The sequence below is a fragment of the Mycobacterium sp. genome, assembly GCF_035274705.1.
Classification (GTDB): domain Bacteria; phylum Actinomycetota; class Actinomycetes; order Mycobacteriales; family Mycobacteriaceae; genus Mycobacterium.
Window position 1 is genome coordinate 1 of record NZ_DATENY010000095.1, and the last position, 18,475, is coordinate 18,475.

The 18,475-nt window shown below is 65.5% G+C and carries 16 protein-coding genes, 1 tRNA gene and 4 pseudogenes; 10 read left to right on the forward strand and 11 right to left on the reverse strand.

All coding sequences use genetic code 11. The annotated features are described in order from the left end of the window. Both VJV41_RS20125 and VJV41_RS20130 read left to right on the forward strand, forming a co-directional pair. A pseudogene (locus VJV41_RS20125) lies at positions 1-467 on the forward strand (HNH endonuclease); the annotation flags it as partial. Between the two features lie 169 nt (positions 468-636). Further along, a complete protein-coding gene (locus tag VJV41_RS20130; RefSeq protein ID WP_325336788.1) occupies positions 637-996 on the forward strand; it encodes a hypothetical protein in 360 nt (119 codons plus the stop codon). Here the strand turns inward: VJV41_RS20130 and VJV41_RS20135 are convergent. Both VJV41_RS20135 and VJV41_RS20140 read right to left on the reverse strand, forming a co-directional pair. Continuing rightward, positions 993-1,514: a response regulator gene (locus tag VJV41_RS20135; RefSeq protein WP_414685010.1), complete on the reverse strand. Its 522-nt coding sequence runs from the start codon at positions 1,512-1,514 to the stop codon at positions 993-995. The genes VJV41_RS20130 and VJV41_RS20135 overlap by 4 nt on opposite strands. Further along, positions 1,500-1,723: pseudogene (locus tag VJV41_RS20140) on the reverse strand (ATPase); the annotation flags it as partial. The pseudogene VJV41_RS20140 and the gene VJV41_RS20135, both read right to left, overlap by 15 nt. On the opposite strand from VJV41_RS20140, the pseudogene VJV41_RS20145 reads away from it, so the two are divergent. The 3 genes and pseudogenes from VJV41_RS20145 to cax all read left to right on the forward strand — a co-directional run. Further along, a pseudogene (locus tag VJV41_RS20145) lies at positions 1,724-2,023 on the forward strand (tripartite tricarboxylate transporter permease); the annotation flags it as partial. It abuts the pseudogene before it with no gap. A 35-nt stretch (positions 2,024-2,058) separates the two neighbouring features. Then, positions 2,059-2,160, forward strand: a pseudogene (locus VJV41_RS20150) (universal stress protein); the annotation flags it as partial. Positions 2,161-2,169: 9 nt separating this feature from the next. Next, positions 2,170-3,306 carry a calcium/proton exchanger gene (gene cax, locus VJV41_RS20155; protein ID WP_325336789.1) on the forward strand — a complete coding sequence of 379 codons (1,137 nt, stop codon included), beginning with the start codon at positions 2,170-2,172 and terminating at the stop codon, positions 3,304-3,306. On the opposite strand, the gene VJV41_RS20160 is transcribed toward cax, so the two are convergent. The 3 genes from VJV41_RS20160 to VJV41_RS20170 are packed head-to-tail and all read right to left on the reverse strand — an operon-like array spanning position 3,294 to position 6,423. Continuing rightward, entirely contained in the window at positions 3,294-3,599 is a 306-nt protein-coding gene (locus tag VJV41_RS20160; RefSeq protein ID WP_325336790.1) for a Rieske (2Fe-2S) protein, read from the reverse strand. The genes cax and VJV41_RS20160 overlap by 13 nt on opposite strands. Continuing rightward, entirely contained in the window at positions 3,596-6,070 is a 2,475-nt protein-coding gene (gene nirB / locus VJV41_RS20165) for a nitrite reductase large subunit NirB (RefSeq protein ID WP_325336791.1), read from the reverse strand. Before nirB ends, VJV41_RS20160 begins: the two co-directional genes overlap by 4 nt. After that, positions 6,070-6,423 carry a molybdopterin oxidoreductase gene (locus VJV41_RS20170; protein WP_325336792.1) on the reverse strand — a complete coding sequence of 118 codons (354 nt, stop codon included), beginning with the start codon at positions 6,421-6,423 and terminating at the stop codon, positions 6,070-6,072. The genes nirB and VJV41_RS20170 overlap by 1 nt, the downstream gene beginning before the upstream one ends. A gap of 185 nt (positions 6,424-6,608) precedes the next feature. Here VJV41_RS20170 and VJV41_RS20175 point away from each other — a divergent pair, with 185 nt between their 5' ends. Both VJV41_RS20175 and VJV41_RS20180 read left to right on the forward strand, forming a co-directional pair. Continuing rightward, positions 6,609-8,048: a nitrate/nitrite transporter gene (locus tag VJV41_RS20175; RefSeq protein ID WP_325336793.1), complete on the forward strand. Its 1,440-nt coding sequence runs from the start codon at positions 6,609-6,611 to the stop codon at positions 8,046-8,048. Between the two features lie 110 nt (positions 8,049-8,158). Next, positions 8,159-12,181: a bifunctional nitrate reductase/sulfite reductase flavoprotein subunit alpha gene (locus tag VJV41_RS20180; protein WP_325336794.1), complete on the forward strand. Its 4,023-nt coding sequence runs from the start codon at positions 8,159-8,161 to the stop codon at positions 12,179-12,181. A 6-nt stretch (positions 12,182-12,187) separates the two neighbouring features. Here the strand turns inward: VJV41_RS20180 and VJV41_RS20185 are convergent, their stop codons facing one another. The 3 genes from VJV41_RS20185 to VJV41_RS20195 all read right to left on the reverse strand — a co-directional run bounded on the left by VJV41_RS20185 (position 12,188) and on the right by VJV41_RS20195 (position 13,627). Then, entirely contained in the window at positions 12,188-13,153 is a 966-nt protein-coding gene (locus VJV41_RS20185) for a TlpA disulfide reductase family protein (protein WP_325336795.1), read from the reverse strand. Positions 13,154-13,182: 29 nt separating this feature from the next. After that, entirely contained in the window at positions 13,183-13,500 is a 318-nt protein-coding gene (locus tag VJV41_RS20190) for a MauE/DoxX family redox-associated membrane protein (RefSeq protein WP_325336796.1), read from the reverse strand. Positions 13,501-13,538: 38 nt separating this feature from the next. Further along, positions 13,539-13,627: transfer RNA gene (locus VJV41_RS20195), tRNA-Leu, on the reverse strand. A gap of 72 nt (positions 13,628-13,699) precedes the next feature. Here VJV41_RS20195 and VJV41_RS20200 point away from each other — a divergent pair. Continuing rightward, on the forward strand, positions 13,700-15,043 hold the full coding sequence (locus tag VJV41_RS20200) for a M20/M25/M40 family metallo-hydrolase (RefSeq protein ID WP_325336797.1): 1,344 nt from the start codon (positions 13,700-13,702) through the stop codon (positions 15,041-15,043). A gap of 31 nt (positions 15,044-15,074) precedes the next feature. Then, the gene (locus VJV41_RS20205) at positions 15,075-15,611 is read left to right on the forward strand and encodes a YbhB/YbcL family Raf kinase inhibitor-like protein (protein WP_325336798.1); all 537 of its coding nucleotides are present in this window, start codon (positions 15,075-15,077) and stop codon (positions 15,609-15,611) included. Positions 15,612-15,667: 56 nt separating this feature from the next. Here VJV41_RS20205 and VJV41_RS20210 read toward each other — a convergent pair whose 3' ends face one another. From VJV41_RS20210 to VJV41_RS20220, 3 genes are read right to left on the reverse strand one after another with little or no spacing between them, the layout of a single operon-like run. Continuing rightward, entirely contained in the window at positions 15,668-16,741 is a 1,074-nt protein-coding gene (locus tag VJV41_RS20210; protein WP_325336799.1) for a quinone-dependent dihydroorotate dehydrogenase, read from the reverse strand. Further along, the gene (locus VJV41_RS20215; protein ID WP_325336800.1) at positions 16,741-16,995 is read right to left on the reverse strand and encodes a DUF5703 family protein; all 255 of its coding nucleotides are present in this window, start codon (positions 16,993-16,995) and stop codon (positions 16,741-16,743) included. The genes VJV41_RS20210 and VJV41_RS20215 overlap by 1 nt, the downstream gene beginning before the upstream one ends. Then, the gene (locus VJV41_RS20220; RefSeq protein WP_414685011.1) at positions 16,992-18,020 is read right to left on the reverse strand and encodes a YncE family protein; all 1,029 of its coding nucleotides are present in this window, start codon (positions 18,018-18,020) and stop codon (positions 16,992-16,994) included. Before VJV41_RS20220 ends, VJV41_RS20215 begins: the two co-directional genes overlap by 4 nt. Before the next feature lie 114 nt (positions 18,021-18,134). Between VJV41_RS20220 and VJV41_RS20225 the strand changes: the two genes are divergently transcribed. Then, positions 18,135-18,446 (forward strand): hypothetical protein, encoded by a 312-nt coding sequence (locus VJV41_RS20225; protein WP_325336802.1) that lies wholly within the window; start codon positions 18,135-18,137, stop codon positions 18,444-18,446. The last annotated feature ends 29 nt before the right edge of the window (positions 18,447-18,475 follow it).

An 18,475-nucleotide genomic window follows, 5' to 3' on the forward strand; every position in this document is an offset into this window, starting at 1 on the left:
CGCAGCGTCTGGTCAAAGATGCGGTGGTGGATGAGCGGGTGGCCGCGACGCTGCGGCGGCTCTATCGACATCCGAATAGTGGTGCGTTGGTGGGGATGGAGTCGCGGCCGCGGTGCTTTCCCAAGGGGTTGGCCGCGTTCATCGGCGTGCGTCACCGAACCTGTCGCACTCCGTATTGTGATGCGCCGATTCGGCATCGTGATCACGCCACACCGCGCATTCGCGGTGGGCCGACCTGCGCCGTCAATGGGTTGGGGGAGTGTGAGCGGTGCGACTACGTCAAGGAGTCACCGGGCTGGCGGGTGACTGCTGGTGATCAAAACGGTGTGCACACCGCCGAATTCGTCACACCCACCGGCGCGACGTATCGCTCAACGGCGCCACCGCTGCCCGGGGCACCACTCATCACGGTCAGCGAAGTCGAGATCCGCATCGGCATTGAACTCGCCGACCTACACGCCGCGTAACCGATCGCGGCTCTCGAGCTGGACAATTTCGCATTCGGTGATCCTTTGTCACCACTTGGGCAGGTACCTGATGCGGAAGAAATGGAGTAGTCCACTACTCCATTCAGGGAGTGCGCGCCGGACCCAAACTGTCGGTGTACCAATCAAACCCGCACCACAAGGAGGGGCCATGGCGAGAGTCGCCGACTACGTAATCATTCGGGATGCCTGGAAGATCGATGACGGCAGCACCAATCCGATCAAGTTCAGCGTTCCCGCCAACATCAACAAGGGGTCGCGCTGCGTTCTCAACTTCATGTTCAAAGTTGACACGTCCGATGACATGGAGCTGGACATCCTCATCAACGGCGAGGTGGTGTGGACCTGGCACGCCAGCGGCGCACAAGACCCGCCGATGCGCACCATCCAGGAGGTTGTCGGCGCCAATATCGTCCACCCGGGTGAGAATCTCTTCCAATTCGAAACCGGTGGCTCCTGGCGCTTCACCGAGCTCTCCGACATCGTGCTTTGGTTCCAGGCGGACATCTAGCGCGCCGAACGATAGCGCCGCTCCGGCCGGCCGACGCCGTAATGCAGCCGCAGCTCCAAAGCGCCGGCGCTGAGGTAGTGCTCGAGGTAGCGGCGTGCGCTGACCCGCGAAATACCGACCAAGTCAGCGCATTCCGCTGCCGACACCTCGCCGGCTTTGCGCACGGCGTCGAGCACCAAGCGACCAGTCTCAGCGCCGAGCCCTTTTGGTAGCGCTTCGTCTGCTGTCGAGCCGGGCCATCCGAACAGCGTGTCGATCAGCGACTGGTCCGCGCCGGCGTCCAGCGCGCCGCTCACCGTGTCCAGTTCGCGGGCGGCGGTGATCATGATGACGCCGACGCGATCACCCTCGGATCGCAATCGCTGCAACACTTCCAGGCCCGTCATATCGGGCAAATACACGTCGAGCAGAATCAAATGCGGCCGGAGTTCACGTGCCGCCGACAGCGCTTCGGCCCCGACACCCTGGGCGCCGCTACGGGCAATCGCACCACGAAGAGCGCGCCGCCCGCCGGGCACATCCGGCTTCGATGTGACGCCACGCGGAAGATCTCCTCCCGAAGATGTTCGGGCACACCAGGACCCGAGTCGGCCATCGAGATCACCAAACCGTCGCGGTCATCGATTCCGACCGTTACCTGCGCGGGTTCCAGCGTCGCCAAATGCGAGTCCGACGCGATGTCCAACGCAACACCGCTCTCGGCGGCCAACGACGTCTTCGCAATCAGCTGCTGCTGGTGTTTGGGTTGCTCGGTTTGATGATGCGACGGTTCGGGTTGCCGGTGCTGCCGTTGATCATCGGCGTCATCCTCGGTCCCCGTATCGAGCGCCAGCTACGCCAAGCCCTGCAGCTCGGCGGCGGTGACTGGACGAGCCTGTTCACCGAAGCCGTCGCGATCGTGGTCTACGTGTTGATGGTGGTGCTACTGCTGACGCCACTCGTGCTCAGGCTGATGCACCGCACAGAAGAAGCGCTCCTCGTCGTCGAAGACGACAAGGACCAGAAGGAGAAGGCGGCGCAGGCATGATCGTCATCGGCTATTCCGCAGGCCGCTTCGGCGCGGCGGAGCTGCTGGTGATCGGCATCCGCCATCGCAGCCCCGTCGGCAAGCTGCTGCTGGAATGCCCGAAGCCGGTGTTGGCGGTCAAGCCCGCCGCGCTGTAAGAAGACCGCATGAGTTCAGATGCCCCGCCCGCCCAACGGGGTAGGCCGTTTCTGCTGACGGGCGAGGGCTGGCCGTACCTGCTGGTGCCGTTGATCCCAGTCGCGGTCGTCTTGGAGCTGATGCACGCCGGCGCGGTGCCGGTGTTCTTCGCTTCGGCGCTGGGAGTGATCCCGACGGCGGCGCTGATGGGCCGGGCGACCGAGGAGCTGGCAGCCCGGTCGGGCCCGGGGATCGGTGGCCTGCTCAATGTCACGTTCGGCAACGCCCCGGAACTGATCATCGCGCTGTTCGCACTTGGCGCGGGGCTGCAGGAAGTCGTCAAGGCGTCGCTCGTCGGATCCATCCTTGGCAACATCCTGCTGGTCCTCGGGATGTCGATGCTGGCGGGCGGGGCCAAACGGACATGTCAGCGCTTCGAGCTGCGGGCGGCCACCGCGCAGTCACTCATGCTGCTGCTGGCGACGGTGGCACTGGTGATGCCTGCGATATTCCAGCTGGTGGCCGGCGGCGGGCTGCCCCACCCGACGGCCCGTGCGGTGGAGTTCTCCGGCGACCTGCAGGCACTGTCGGTCGGCGTCGCCGTGGTGCTGCTGCTCTCATACGCGGCCGGGCTGTGGTTCTCGCTGAAGACGCACCCACACCTGTTCAACCCCTCCCACGACGAACCAGAACACGGCGGGGAGCCGTGGTCCGTGCGCAAGAGCGTGCTCATGCTGGCCGTGGCCGGCGCCGCGGTGGGCTGGATGTCGGAGATCCTGGTCCACTCCATCACCGAGGCGTCGGCATCGATCGGGCTGTCCCCGTTCTTCGTCGGCGTCATCGTCGTGGCGATTGTCGGCAACGCCGCCGAGCACTGGGTCGCGGTCTATTTCGCCGCTCGCGACAAAATCGACATCTCCATCAACATCGCGGTGGGTTCGGCCGCACAGATCGCGCTATTCGTCGCCCCGGTACTTGTGCTGGCATCGTTCGTTATCGGACCATTCCCAATGGCATTGGTGTTCAACGGGTTCGAGATCGGTGCGATCTTCCTGGCGGTCATCATCGCCAACGAGGTCACCCAGCGCGGCGAGTCCACGTGGTACGAAGGCGTGCAACTGCTCGCGATCTACACGGTTCTCGGGCTGACGTTCTACTTCGTCTGAATGCGAATAGCGCCGTCGTCGGCTGACACCGAATAGCTGCGCACTGAAGATGCGTCGCCGGCCTCAGCACCGGTGCACAGGTCGAAGGTGTGGCCGTGCAACGGGCAGACCACTACCCGTTCGTCGGCCAACCCGTCGGCCAGCGGGCCGCCCATATGTGGGCAGACGGCGTCGATGGCGCGCAGCGAGCCGTCGCGCAGCCGGAATACCGCGATCTGCTCACCGTCGACCGCGAACGTGCGGGCCTCGCCGACGGGAATCTCGTCGACCGAACCGACCACGACGTCTGTCATCGCACCGGTACCTGGGGGAGCGGCAGCAGTGGCAATGAGGTCCGGAACTGTCCTTCCGACACCGGGTTTCGGCCGTCCTGCCACGGATCCCGGTAGGCGTCGACGGACTTCTGTATGTTCGCATCCAGCTGCCCGGCGATGCCCTCCGCATCATCGACCACGATCGCGCGGATCCGCTCGATGCCGAGCCGCGGAACGAACGCATAGGTGCGTTCCAGCCAGTTGGCGTTCTCTCGGTAGTACTGCAGGAACCGGCCGGTCAGCGTGATGACGGCTTGCGGATCGTCGACCGTGGCCAGCAGGTCACCCTTGCGGATATGCGCGCCCGCCGCGCCGCCGACGTAGATCTCCCATCGGCCGTCGCCGACCGCGACGACGCCGAGGTCTTTGCACAGCGCTTCGGCGCAATTGCGGGGACAACCCGTGACGGCGAGCTTCATCTTCGCCGGGCTGGCCAACCCTTGATAGCGCTCCTCGATGGCGATGCCCAGCGCCGTGGAGTCGCCGAGACCATACCGGCAAAAGTCACTGCCGACACAGGTTTTGACGGTCCGGAAGCTCTTGCCATACGCATAACCCGAGGGCATGTCCAGGTCGGCCCACACCGCAGGCAGGTCTTCCTTGCGCACGCCGAGTAGGTCGATGCGTTGGCCGCCCGTCAGTTTGATCATCGGGATCGCGTACTTGTCGGCCACATCGGCGATTCGGCGCAGCTGCCACGAATCGGTGACGCCGCCCTTCATCTGTGGCACGACCGAAAACGTCCCGTCGCGCTGGATGTTGGCGTGCACACGGTCGTTGATGAACCGTGCGTCGCGTTCGTCGACGAACTCGTCGGCCCACATCGTCTCCAACAGCGACGCCAGTGCCATCTTCGAGTTCGCGTCCTCCCGCCCATCTGGCGCCAGCGCGGCGAACACCGACGACACCGAATGCAGCTCGAGCTCACGGATGTGGCGCATCAAAGTCGGTTTGTCGTAGGGGATTCCGGGCACATACCACGACGCCGACGGATCCTCGGTCACGGCACCGCCTGCGGCCCACTCGACGATCTGGCCGACCAGCTCCTTACACGACCCACAGCCCTTGCCGGCCTTGGTCTTGGCCATCACGCCGGTCAGCGATGTTTCACCGCCCTGCACGCAGCTCACCAGCGTGCCCTTGTTGACGCCGTTGCAATTGCACACCTGGGCGTCGTCGGACAGTTCGGCGACCCCGACTGCGACCTCGGGCGTGCCGATATCGAACATCAGCGACACTCGTTCATCGGGCAGCGGTAGCCCGCTGTCGAACGCCTGGGTGAGGAATGAGACCTTGCTGACGTCGCCGAGCAGCGTCGCGCCGACGAGCTTGCCGTCGCGGATGACGATGGTCTTGTAGACGCCGTGCCTGGGCTCGGAGTACTGAACGAATTCGTCGTCGGGAAGTTCTGGTGCCTTCAATCCCATTGCGGCGACGTCGACTCCGGCCACCTTGAGCTTGGTGGCGGTGCGCGACCCGTGGTAGGCCGCGGTGCGGTTGGTTCCGGTGACGTGGTCGGCCAGCACTGTCGCCTGTTCCCACAGCGGCGCCACCAGTCCGTACACCTGGCCGCGGTGCTGTGCGCACTCGCCGACGACGTAGATGTTGTCGTCGTCGATCGACCGCATATGGTCGTCGACGACGATTGCCCGCTCGACGGTCAGGCCCGCCCGTTGCGCCAGACCGACATTGGGCCGGATACCCGCCGCGATCACCAACATGTCGCAATCGATCGAGCTGCCGTCGGAGAACACGATGCCGGCAAGCTTGCCGTCGGGATCGGTCCGCACTTCGGTGGTGCGCCTTTCCAGATGCACCGTAATGCCGATGTTCTGCACCGACTTTCGCAGGATCGCGCCGGCGGTGTCGTCAAGCTGCGCGTTCATCAGTGTGGCGCCCGCGTGTACGACGTCGACAGTCAAACCGCGGTTCTGCAGCCCACGAGCGGCCTCGAGCCCCAGTAGGCCGCCGCCGAGCACCACCGCCTTGGTGCGGTGAGCGGCCTGGCTGATCATGCCGACGCAGTCGTCGAGGGTGCGAAACCCGAACACGCCGTCGGTCAGAGTCTTGTCGTCGGCCCACAGCCCCGTCATCGGTGGGAAGAAGGACCGGCTGCCCGTCGCCAGGATCAGATGGTCGTAGCGCACGGTCGATCCGTCGTCGGCGTGTACCAGCCGCGCGAACCGATCGATGCGTACCACCCGGACGCCCGCGCGCAGTTCAATGCCGTTGTCGGCATACCAGTCCAGCCCATTGAGAAATATTTCGGAGGCATCAGCTTCAATATTTTGACTGCCCGCCAACACATTCGACAACAGGATGCGGTTGTAGTTGCCATACGGTTCGTCACCGAACACGGTGATGTCGAACAGTTCGCCGCCGCCGCGCAGCAGGATCTCCTCGATCGCGCGCACCCCGGCCATGCCGTTGCCGACGACGACCAGCTTCATCAGACCTCCACAAGCCCGAGGTCGACGATCACGGTGCCGCGGCAACCGTCAGGTGCTGCGACGTACAGCTCCAGCACGGTATCGGCGAGTAGATCCTCCACCACTCGCAACGCCACATGGGTGGCGCCCTTGGCGGCGATGGGGAAGTAGCGCATCGGTTTACCGTCGCGGAACAGCACCACGGTGATCATCTGCTTGCTCGAGTTGCCGCCGCGGAAGTACACCGGCTGGGTGACCGCGCCCGCCGGGACGACGTAGCGCAACGAGTCGTCGATCGGCGACGGCTTGTTCAGACCGTTGCCTTCGAACTCGAAGGGACCTTGCAGGAAACGTGGGGTGCTGCCGTCGCTCACCCTCACCGAAGCTACGGCGCATATGTTTCGCGGCGGTTTCGTTGATGAGTCGCCCATGAATCCCATTGCGCACCCCGGGGTGTTTCAGCAATGTGAGCGGCTGTTGACAATTCCGATACGGCGGTGCAACCGAGGCGGAATGGCTCGGGCCTACAACTATTTTCAACTGCTGCTGGGAGGCCCTTGTGAAACTTCTGACCCGTAACCGCAACATCGAGCACTGGGACGCCGAAGACGTCGGCGCCTGGGAAGGCACCGGCGGTAACACGCCCGGAAAAGATATAGCGAAACGCAACCTGATCTGGTCGATCTTCGCCGAGCACGTGGGGTTCTCGGTGTGGTCGATCTGGTCGGTGATGGTGCTGTTCATGCCTCAGGCGACGTATCACATCGACGCGGCGGGCAAGTTCTATCTCGTCGCGGTGCCGACACTGGTCGGCGCGGTGATGCGCATTCCGTACACGATCGCCCCCGCCAAGTTCGGCGGGCGCAACTGGACGATCGTCAGCGCCTTGTTGTTGCTGATCCCGACGGTGCTGACGCTGTGGGCGATGAAACACCCCCACACTTCGTACACGACGTTCATGGTCGTGGCGGCGTTCGCCGGTTTCGGCGGCGGTAACTTCGCCTCGTCGATGACGAACATCAACGCCTTCTACCCGCAACGGCTCAAGGGGTGGGCGCTCGGGCTCAACGCCGGCGGCGGCAACATCGGTGTCCCGGCCGTTCAGTTGGTCGGCCTGCTGGTGATCGCTGCAATCAGCAACACCGCATCCCAAATCGTCTGTGCCATCTACCTTGTCCTGATCGGGCTGGCTGCGCTCGGAGCCGCGCTGTTCATGGACAACCTGGGCAATCAGCGGTCAAATCTCGGTGCGATGGCCGAAGCGCTGCGTTACAAGCACTCCTGGGTGATGAGCTTCCTCTACATCGGCACGTTCGGGTCGTTCATCGGCTTTTCGTTCGCGTTCGGCCAGGTGCTGCAGATCAACTTCCTGGCCGGCGGCGACAACGCCGCCCAAGCCTCACTGCACGCGGCCCAAATCGCCTTCGTCGGACCGCTTCTCGGCTCGATCTCGCGGCCGTTCGGCGGCAAGCTGTCAGACCGCATCGGCGGCGGCAAGGTGACGCTGTACACGTTCATCGCGATGATCTTCGCGGCGGGTGTGCTGGTGGCCACCGGAGTCCTTGACGACGGGATGAAGGGCGCTGCCACGGGCAATCAGATGATCGCGTACGTTGTCGGCTTCATCCTCCTGTTCATCTTGTCGGGCATCGGCAACGGGTCGACGTACAAGATGATCCCGTCGATCTTCGAGGCCAAGGCTCAGGGTCGTGACGAGTGGAGCCGCGACGAGAAGGCGGCGTGGTCGCGCAGTATGTCCGGCGCGCTGATCGGATTCGCCGGCGCGATCGGCGCGCTGGGCGGCGTGTTCATCAACGTGGTGCTGCGCGCCTCGTACGTCAGCCCGGCGAAGTCCGCGACGAACGCCTTCTGGGTGTTCATGGCCTTCTATGTGATCTGCGCCATAGTGACCTGGGTCGTGTTCTTGCGAATCCAGACCGCCAGGGCGGGTGCCGGGGAGGAAATCGGCCGGGCACCCGCGCCGGTCCCTGCTTCCTGACCTGCAGAAACGATGCTCACCGCGCACTTCGGTGCGCGGTGAGCATCAATTTTCACTGCGATAACGTCGTCGGAAAACAGCCTGAAACATTGCCGACGCACCATAAGCCCATGGCGGTGACCCGGACGGCGTGCTCGTACTGCGGCGTCGGCTGCGGTATCGAGGTCCAAACGACCACCGATCCCAGTACCGGCAGGCCCGTCATTGCCCGCGTCAGCGGCGACAAGCTGCACCCCACCAACTTCGGGCGGCTGTGCACCAAGGGCGCCACGCACGCCGAGTTGATGGCCGCCGACGACGGCCGGTTGAAGTCCGCGCTGCTGCGCCCTTCGCGAAACGATGAACTCGTTCCCACTCCCGTCGACGACGCCGTCGCGGAGGCCGGCCGGCGGCTGCGCGCGATCCTCGACGAGCATGGACCCGACGCCGTCGCGCTGTACGTGTCGGGCCAGATGTCCATCGAGGCACAGTATTTGGCCAACAAGCTGGCCAAGGGATTCCTGCGCACCGTGCACATCGAATCCAATTCGCGACTGTGCATGGCCAGCGCAGGAACCGGCTTCAAGCAATCCCTCGGCGCCGACGGCCCGCCAGGGTCCTACACCGACTTCGACTGCACCGACCTGTTTTTCGTCATCGGCTCGAATATGGCCGACTGTCATCCGATTCTGTATCTGCGGATGGCCGACCGGCTCAAGGCCGGCGCGAAGCTGATCGTCGTCGACCCGCGCCGGACCACCACCGCGGAGAAGGCCGACCTCTTCTTACAGATCAAACCCGGCACCGACCTGGCGCTGCTGAACGGTCTGCTGCACCTGCTCGTCCAAAACGGCGACATCGACCACGAATTCATCGCCGAACATACCGACGGCTGGGATGACATGCCCGCGTTCCTCGCCGACTATCCACCTGACCGCGTCGCCGAGATCACCGGCATTCCCGAGTCCGACATCCGCACCGCCGCAGAGATGATCGCGGACGCAGGGGAGTGGATGAGCTGTTGGACGATGGGGCTGAACCAGAGCACCCACGGCACCTGGAACACCAACGCGATCTGCAACCTGCACCTGGCCACCGGCGCGATCTGCCGGCCCGGCAGCGGACCGATGTCGCTGACGGGCCAGCCCAACGCGATGGGCGGGCGCGAAATGGGTTACATGGGACCCGGTTTGCCCGGCCAGCGTTCGGTGCTCTCCGCCGAGGACCGCACGTTCGTCGAGCAGCAGTGGGGCTTGCCGGGCGGAACCCTCCGCTCCGAGGTCGGGCCGGGCACCATCGACATGTTCGAACAGCTCGCCGACGGTGACATCAAAGCGTGCTGGATCATCTGCACCAATCCCGTTGCCACCGTGGCGAACCGGCGAACGGTGATCACCGGGCTGGAAGCCGCCGAGCTCGTCATCACGCAGGACGCGTACCGCGATACGGCCACGAATCGGTATGCCGACATCGTGCTCCCCGCCGCACTGTGGGCCGAATCGGACGCCGTCATGGTCAATTCGGAGCGGAACCTGACCCTGCTGCAACAGTCGATCCCGCCGGCCGGGCAGGCCCGCCCGGACTGGCAGCTGATCTGTCAGGTCGCCGCGGAGATGGGCTTCGAAGACCACTTCCGCTACGAATCCAGCGAGGAGATCTTCGACGAGATCCGCGGGTTCACCAACCCCAAGACCGGCTATGACCTGCGGGGTGCCAGCTATGCTCGGCTGCGCGAGACGTCGTTGCAATGGCCCTGCCCGCCGTCCGCCTCGCCAGGTGGGGCCGACGACCGCCACCCGATCCGCTACATCAACGACGGCCTCAGTCAGGACTTGTTCGTCGATGCGAACGGCCACCGCCCGCGGCTGGCGTTCCCGACTCCGTCGCGGCGCGCGGCCTTCTTCGCCCGTCCGCACATGGACGCGCGCGAAATGCCTGACGACGACTTCCCGTTGGTGCTCAACACCGGCCGGCTGCAGCATCAGTGGCACACCATGACCAAGACCGGCAAGGTCGACAAACTCAACAAGCTCAACAGCGGTCCGTTCGCCGAGATCCACCCGGTCGACGCAGTCGCGATGGACATCGTCGACGGACAACCCGTCGAGCTGACCTCGCGGCGGGGTCGCGCTGTGCTCCCCGCCGTGGTGACCGACCGGGTGCGGCCAGGCAATTGCTTTGTGCCATTTCACTGGAACGACGAACACGGTGAATACCTGACCATCAACGCGCTGACCAACGACGCCGTCGACCCCGACTCGCTGCAACCGGAGTTCAAGGTATGCGCGGTCAGCCTGCGGCCGGTCAAATCCGTCGATGTGCCCGTCGAATTGGGACTCGGTCACAACAGGCCGACGATGACCAGCCACGAAAAGATATATCTGGCGGCCTTTTTCAGCGGCCTTGCCGAAGGTGTCAGTGGTGTGCCTGTGCTACCGGCCTCCGCTCCGGTCGCCGGCGATGTGCGGTTGTGGATCAACGGGCTGCTGGCCGGCCGGTACTCGCGCGTCACGGCGGAACCGACGAATCAGTCGGCCAAGGACGGCCCGCTGGTGCTGTGGGCATCCCAAACGGGCAACGCCGAGGAATTCGCTGCCCGGCTCGCTGACCGGCTCGGCGGTTCACAGCTGGTCAACATGGACGAACTGGCGCTTACCGAACTCGCCAGCGCCCGCGAAGTGCTGGTCGTCACCAGCACATTCGGCGACGGGGGACCGCCGGACAACGGTGCGGGGTTCTGGGACCGCCTCCATTCGCCCGACGCACCCACATTGGACGGCATCCGTTTCGCGGTGCTGGGCATCGGTGACCGCTCCTATGACAACTTCTGCGGTCACGCCAAGGCGATCGACAGCCGACTGGCGGCGCTGGGCGCCACGCGAATTCTCGACCGCACGGACTGCGAGGCGTACGACGATGAGCCGATGGATCGCTGGGCCGAGCAGGTCACCGCGCTGCTGGGCGCACCGGTCGAGCCGTCGCCGTCGAACGGTCACAACGGTGGCGTCTCGACGATCACCCGGCGCACCGGCGTCGCCGAGCCGTTCACCCGGGCCAAACCGATCCTGGCGCCGCTGGCCCGCAACGTCGTGCTGACAGCGCCGACCGCACGAAAAGAGGTGCGCCAGTTCGGTTTCGACATATCCGAATACGACGAAGTCACCTATGCGGCCGGGGACTCGCTTGGCGTCTACTGCACGAACAACCCGGCGGTTGTGGACGCGTGGCTGGCCGCCACCGGGCTGCGAGGCGACATGTCCGTCGCGGTCGACGGCAATGAGCAGAGCCTGCGCGACGCGTTGATCCAGTCCTACGACATCTGCCGGATCACGCCGAACCTGCTGCGGTTCGTTGCGGAGTCGTCCGGCGACAAGGCGGCAGCCAAGACGTTGCGCGCTTCCAAGGACAAGCTCGACAAGTGGCTGGTCGGACGCAACGGGCTCGACGTCGTGCAGGAGTTCGCCGTGCATGCCGAGCCTGAACAGTGGCAGGAGGTGCTCGTCCGGCTGACGCCGCGAAACTATTCGATCTCCTCGAGCCCGCTGGTCAGCCCGAATGAAGTCCAGTTGACCGTCTCGGTGGTGCGCTACCGCGGCGCCGACGGAGGTCAGCGCGGCGGCGTCTGCTCGACGTTCCTGGCCGACCGGGCCGCTGCTGCAGCGGTGTTCCTGCAGCGCTCCCCGCACTTCCGTCCACCCGAAGACAGTGAAACACCGATGATCATGGTCGGCCCCGGCACCGGCATCGCGCCGTTCCGCGGGTTCCTGCAGGAGCGTCGCGCGCTCGGGCACACCGGCCGCAACTGGCTGTTCTTCGGTGATCGGCATCGCAGCGAAAACTTCTACTACCGCGACGATTTGGAGGATATGGCCCGCGACGGCTTCCTCAACCGGCTGGATCTCGCGTTCTCCCGCGACCAGGCCGACCGGGTCTACGTCCAGCACAAGATGCTCGACTACGGCGCCGACGTGTGGCGGTGGCTCGACGAGGGTGCCCACTTCTACGTGTGTGGCGACGCCAGCCGGATGGCCAAGGACGTCGACGCCACACTGACCACCATCATCGAGAGGCACGGCGGCATGTCGCACGAAAAGGCGCACGACTACAAGCGTGAGCTGGTGGCGGAGAAGCGCTACGTGCGCGACGTGTACTAAGGGTGCCTACGTGCAGGGCTTGGGCAGCTCGAGCGGAATGCCCAGCTGCTTCATCCCCTTCTCGAGCTGCGTCGATCCCGGCAGGTCTGGTGTGGCCGCAGACCAGATGACCGAACTGCAAGTGGCCGCGTCGCAATTGCCGCCGAAGGTCACCGACGGCCCCGTCTTCACAAGCAAGCAGTCGCAGTTGACGCGCGTCGGATCCTTGGGGTCGACGGTGCAGGGCACGTCGAGGCAGTTCGCCCACTGATACTGCGCCGGGCACGTCAGGCTGCGGCTCGTGCTGGTCACCAGCGCGGTCGAGAAGTTCGAGTGCAGCTTGTCGCCGCTTGGTGCGCGCTCGTCGCACGACTTGAAGCCGACCGAGTACCCGCTGTCCTCGATGACGCAGTTGCAGATCACCACGCCCGGATCGGTTTTCGACGGCACGCACGGGGCGTCGGTACACAACGCGAAGCGCTGATCGCACAGGTATGCGCCGTCGATCGACAGCGTCTTCGGGCGATTCGGGCTGCTCTTTCCACTTCCACACGCCGCCGCCAGCAGTGGCAGGACCCCGAGCGACGCGGCTCCGATACCGGCGCGTGCGATGAGCCGGCGCCGCGAGACGCGCGTCACGCTGTCCGGTTCTAGCGTCTCCGCAACGAGATTCACTATCTCGCCGGGTCCGCGCGCCGTGGACACGATCCGACCGTGCTCGTCGATCAGCACCGCGCTCGGTGTCGCGGTGATCCCGTATGCGCGAGCTACGGCTCCGTCGGTGTCTACCAGGAACGGATCCATGCCGAGTGCGCGGTACACGCTGGGATCTGTTGCGGGACGGTAGCTTCCGCGTACACCCCGCATGATAACGGCGATGGTGATCCGGCTGGCGAAGTGGGCCTGCCAGCGGCCGACCTCGGGCAGCAGAGCGTGGCACGCAGCGCATCCCGGATGGCTGAAAACCAGCAGCACCGGGCCGCCCCGCGTCAACAGCGAATCGATCGGTTGCGTCCGTCCGTCTACCAGCCAACCGGCCCGCTCGAGAGACGTCCGAAGCAGTGGCATTCGGGTGTGCGTCCGCGAGCGACGTTCACCGCGATGACACCGGTGAACGCGGTGAACAGCACGAGCGCCCCGAAAGCACCGACGCGAGCCAGGCCCGGGATCAGAAGAGCGGCTGCGGCGGCGAGTTCACAGAGGGCGACGGCGGGCGCGACGTTCGGGGGAAGACCGAAATCTGCCATCGATTGGCGCGAACCCGCTGGATCGGAGAGCTTTCCAACTCCCGCAACAACGAGGATCAGAACCAGCACGGCCGTCGCAATCGGCAGCGTCATGGGCGCCCCTTCCCGGGGCGGCACTTTACCGGGGATTTTGGTGTCCGAGGGGGGACTTGAACCCCCACGCCCGTTAATAGGGCACTAGCACCTCAAGCTAGCGCGTCTGCCATTCCGCCACTCGGACCCGTTCTGGGCAGCTTAGGCTATCGGATCGGCCCGCCCGGACCCAAACCGAACTGCCCTCTCAATGGTACGAATGGTGACTGTGACGCCTCCCCCCAACGCCGAAGCGGAAGTGGTTGACCTCGTCAGCGCGCTCATTCGGTTCGATACGTCCAACACCGGCGAGCCCGCCACCACCAAGGGGGAGGCCGAATGCGCCCGCTGGGTCGCTGAGCAGTTGGAAGAAGTGGGCTACACATGCGAATACGTAGAGGCCGGAGCGCCCGGCCGGGGCAACGTGTTCGCCCGGCTGGAGGGCGCCGACCGCGAGCGCGGTGCCCTGCTGTTGCATGGGCACCTCGACGTGGTGCCCGCCGAGGCGTCGGACTGGAGCGTGCACCCGTTCTCGGGCGCGGTCGAGGACGGTTATGTGTGGGGTCGCGGCGCCGTCGACATGAAGGACATGTGCGGCATGCTCATCGCGATCGCCCGCCATTTCAAACGCGCGGGCATCGTGCCACCGCGGGATCTGGTCTTCGCTTTCGTCGCCGACGAGGAGGCCGGCGGTAAGTATGGATCGCAATGGCTGGTCGACAACCGCCCAGACCTGTTCGACGGCGTCACCGAGGCGATCGGGGAGGTCGGCGGCTTCTCGCTGACCGTGCCGCGCAAGGACGGCGGCGAGCGGCGGCTCTACCTCGTCGAAACCGCCGAGAAGTCGATGATGTGGATGAAGCTGTCCGTCCGCAGCCACGCCGGGCACGGGTCGATGATCCACGACCACAACGCGGTCACCGCCGTCGCCGAGGCGACCGCCCGGCTGGGACGCCACGAGTTCCCGTTGGTGATGACCGACGCCGTCGGCCAGTTCCTCGAGGCGATCACCGAGGAGACCGGCTATTCGTTCGACGTGAATTCACCCGACCTGGCCGGAACGATCGCCAAGCTCGGGCCGATCGCCCGGGTGGTCGGTGCGACGCTGCGCGACACCGCCAACCCGACGATGCTCAAGGCCGGCTACAAGGCCAACGTCATCCCCGCGACCGCCGAAGCCGTCGTCGACTGCCGCATCCTGCCGGGGCGCCAGGCCGCGTTCGAGCGTGAGGTCGACGAACTACTAGGGCCCGACGTCATGCGAGAGTGGATCACCGAGCTGCCGTCGTACGAGACGACGTTCGACGGCGACCTGGTCGACGCGATGAACAACGCGATTCTGTCCGTCGACCCCGACGCCCGCATCGTGCCCTACATGCTTTCCGGTGGTACCGATGCAAAAGCGTTCGCCCGCTTGGGGATTCGCTGCTTCGGCTTCGCGCCGCTGCAACTCCCACCGGATCTGGACTTCACCGCGTTGTTCCACGGCGTCGACGAGCGGGTACCCGTAGACGCACTGAAGTTCGGCACCCAGGTTCTCGAGCATTTCCTGATGCACTGCTAGACCCGTTGAACCGACAACAAAAGGATGTGTCATGGCATTTGACTACGACCCCTACGAGTTTCTGCCGAAGCTGCCGACGTTCACCCTGACCTCGGAGTCGGTCACCGACGGCCAGCCGCTGGCCAACGATCAAGTCAGCGGCATCATGGGCGCGGGCGGTGCCGACGTCTCGCCGCAGCTGTCCTGGTCGGGATTCCCCGAGGAGACCCGCAGCTTCGCCGTCACGGTGTACGACCCTGACGCGCCGACCGCATCTGGGTTCTGGCATTGGGCGGTAGCCAACCTGCCCGCGACCGTCACCGATCTGCCCGCCGGTGTCGGCGACGGCAGCAGCAAGGGATTCCCCGGCGATGCAATCACTTTGGCCAACGACGCCGGCCTGAAGCGCTACATCGGCGCCGCGCCGCCGCCCGGCCACGGCGTGCACCGGTACTTCATCGCCGTGCACGCGGTCAAGGTCGAGAAGCTCGAAATCGACGGCGACGCCAGCCCGGCCTATCTCGGGTTCAACCTGTTCATGAATGCGATAGCGCGCGCCGTCATCCACGGCACCTACGAGCAGAAGTAGCTTCTCCCGCGCGAGCAGACGCGAAACTGCCCTCAAACCGCGAAAAGTGGGCAGTTTTACGTCTGCTCGCGCTGAATGGCTGAACCCACCGCTTCGGCCAGCGACGCGAATCCGCCCTCGTGCAGCTTTCGTGTGATGCCGTCGTGTATGTGCTTGGCCCACAAACCGCCTCCGTACACGAAACCGGTGTAACCCTGCAGCAGTGACGCGCCCGATGTGATGCGGTCCCACGCGTCGTCTGCGGTCTCGATGCCGCCGACGCTGATCAGCACGAGCCGGTCGCCGACCCGCTGATAGAGCCGGCGCAACACCTCGGCCGACCGCTGCGCGACGGGCGGGCCGGAAATTCCGCCTGCGCCCAGCGCGTCGACGCCGGGCGTTGCGAGACCCGAACGCGACACGGTGGTGTTGGTGGCGACGATGCCAGCCAACCCCAATTCGACTGCAAGATCGGCGATTTCGTCGACGTCGGCATCCGATAGGTCCGGTGCGATCTTCACCAGCACGGGCGTCGAAGTCTGCGCCTTCACCGCTGCCAGAATCGGCCGCAACGACGAGACGGCCTGAAGGTCACGCAGTCCGGGCGTGTTCGGGGAGCTGACGTTGACCACCAGAAACGCCGCGAGCGGACCCACCAGGCGGGCGCTCTCGGCGTAGTCGGCGACGGCTTGGTCCGGCGGCGTGACCTTGGTCTTGCCGATGTTGACCCCGATCGGGACGTCGGGCTTGCACCGGGCCAGGTGCACCGCCAGTTCGCCCGCGCCGTGGTTGTTGAACCCCATGCGGTTGAGCAGAGCGCGGTCATCGGGCAGCCGGAACATCCTCGGCTGCGGATTGCCGGGCTGTGCCTGTGCGGTGACGGTCCCCACCTCGGCGTACCCGAAGCCAAGCGCGCCCCAGGTATGAAGTCCGCGGCCGTCCTTGTCAAAGCCCGCGGCCAGGCCCACCGGACCTGGAAAGCGCACGCCGAAGACCGTGATCGCCAGCGCCGGGTCTCGCGGCGCCAGCCATCGGGTGAGCAACCGTCGCAGCGCAAGCATCGCGGTCACAGCCCGCAAGAAAGCGAACACCCAGGTATGAATGCGTTCGGGCGCGACGAGAAACAGCGCCCGCCGCAGCGCGCGGTACATCACAAGGCAGGCTGGTCCGGCACGCCCCGGTCGGCGGCAGCCTTCTTGCGACGCAGCAACACTCGACGGCTGCCGTCGGTGTACAGCCGGACCCGGGTGAGCTCCCAGCCGCGGTACTCGGCCTCGATGGACAGCCGCGTCGACGCGCTGATCCTGGTCAGATCCGGCGGCAGCCGCAGCGGTATCCATTCGTATTCGTCTGACAGATCGGTGTCCCAGCCTTCCGGCATGCGACCGCGGTGCATCGTCGTCATCGCGGCACTCCCGCGATCACCTGCACACCCGCTCCCGAGCCAGACACCACATACAGGGTGCCAGATGCTTCGTCGAAGGCCAGGGAGTTCGGCTGCTGCACGGTTCGATAACGCACCTTCTCCGTTGGTATGCCGGTTGCCAGATCGTAACCAATCACGGTGTTGGTGGCTGTCTGCGACACCCAGGCAAGGCTCGACGAGCCGGCGAGTCCGTAGGGGGCGTCGCGCACCGGGTAGCGCTGCCTCAGGATCAGCGGGTCGGTGCCGAACACCAGCAGTTCGTCGCCGCGGGTGTCGGCGACCAGCACCCGTCCCGCGGAATCCGCGGCAATCGTCGTGGCGCCCTCACCGGCGCGCAGCGCATGGTCGGCATCGTTGCCGTTCGCCGAGATGGTGGTCACCGACGTCTGGCCACGGTCCAGCACGACAGCTGTATTCCCTTGTGTGACAATCGCATCGACGCGCGCAAAGATCTTCAGCTGCGCGCCGACGCCTGTGTCGGAACTCAATGTGAACACGGCTCCGTCGGCGCTGCCGAGAACGAGCCGGCCATCGGCCCGACAAGCGATCGCGGTGAAGTCCGTCACCTGCTGGCCTTCGACGCCCACCATCGTGGCCGTCGCGGCGGCGACGTCGAGCCGGAAATAGCCACCGCGGGTCGACAGGTACATACGGCCGTGATTGTCGCCGGCCAGGCCCGTAGCGGCGCCGGGCAGCGGGAGCGACCGCGTGGCGCCCGACGCCGAGAGCAGCGTGACCACCGACTGGCCACCCGGGCCCGGGCTGAACACCACCAGCGATTTCGTGGCTGCATCAAACGCCGCGGCCTGCGCGTGGCCTGGCAGCGGGTGCACCACACCGGCGGGTGCGCCGGCCGTTGGGGGAGACGCGGCCGCCTCGGCGGGGACGATCGTCGGCGGTGGTGAATCGCTCGACTTCGCCGAGCAGCCCGCGCAGCCCACGATTGCCAGCGCAACAGCGCCGACGCGAATTAGCTGAGCAAGGTTGTTAAGCCGGGCCAACAAGGGGTAGCTCTCGTAGGTGCGAATTGGATCTAGATCGAAAAGCAAGTGTAGGCAACGCCGCGACTTGGCCGCGTCCGCCCCGCTCGGTGGCATCACCGGCGGTATGGTTCGGTCATGACTGTCGCCGCAGACCGCGATCTGGGTAGTCGGCAGTTTGCTATCGAGGACATCACGACTGGTATGCACGCCAGCGGGTTTGGCCAAGTCGGCGACGGGCGTAGCTTTTCGTTCCACGTCGAAAAGCAGACGCTGGTCGTCGAGATCTATCGCCCGCGGCTGTCCGGGCCGGTCCCGCAAGAAGAAGACGTGGTCGCCGTCGCCACCCGCAAGCTGATCGACACCGACCTCAACGACGAGCGCAGCGTGTCCGCCGCGGTCCGCGATGCGGTGGCGGCCGCCCAACCGGTGCCACGCCCAGCGCGCTAACAGGAGCCCCACGGTACGGTCGTCGTCGT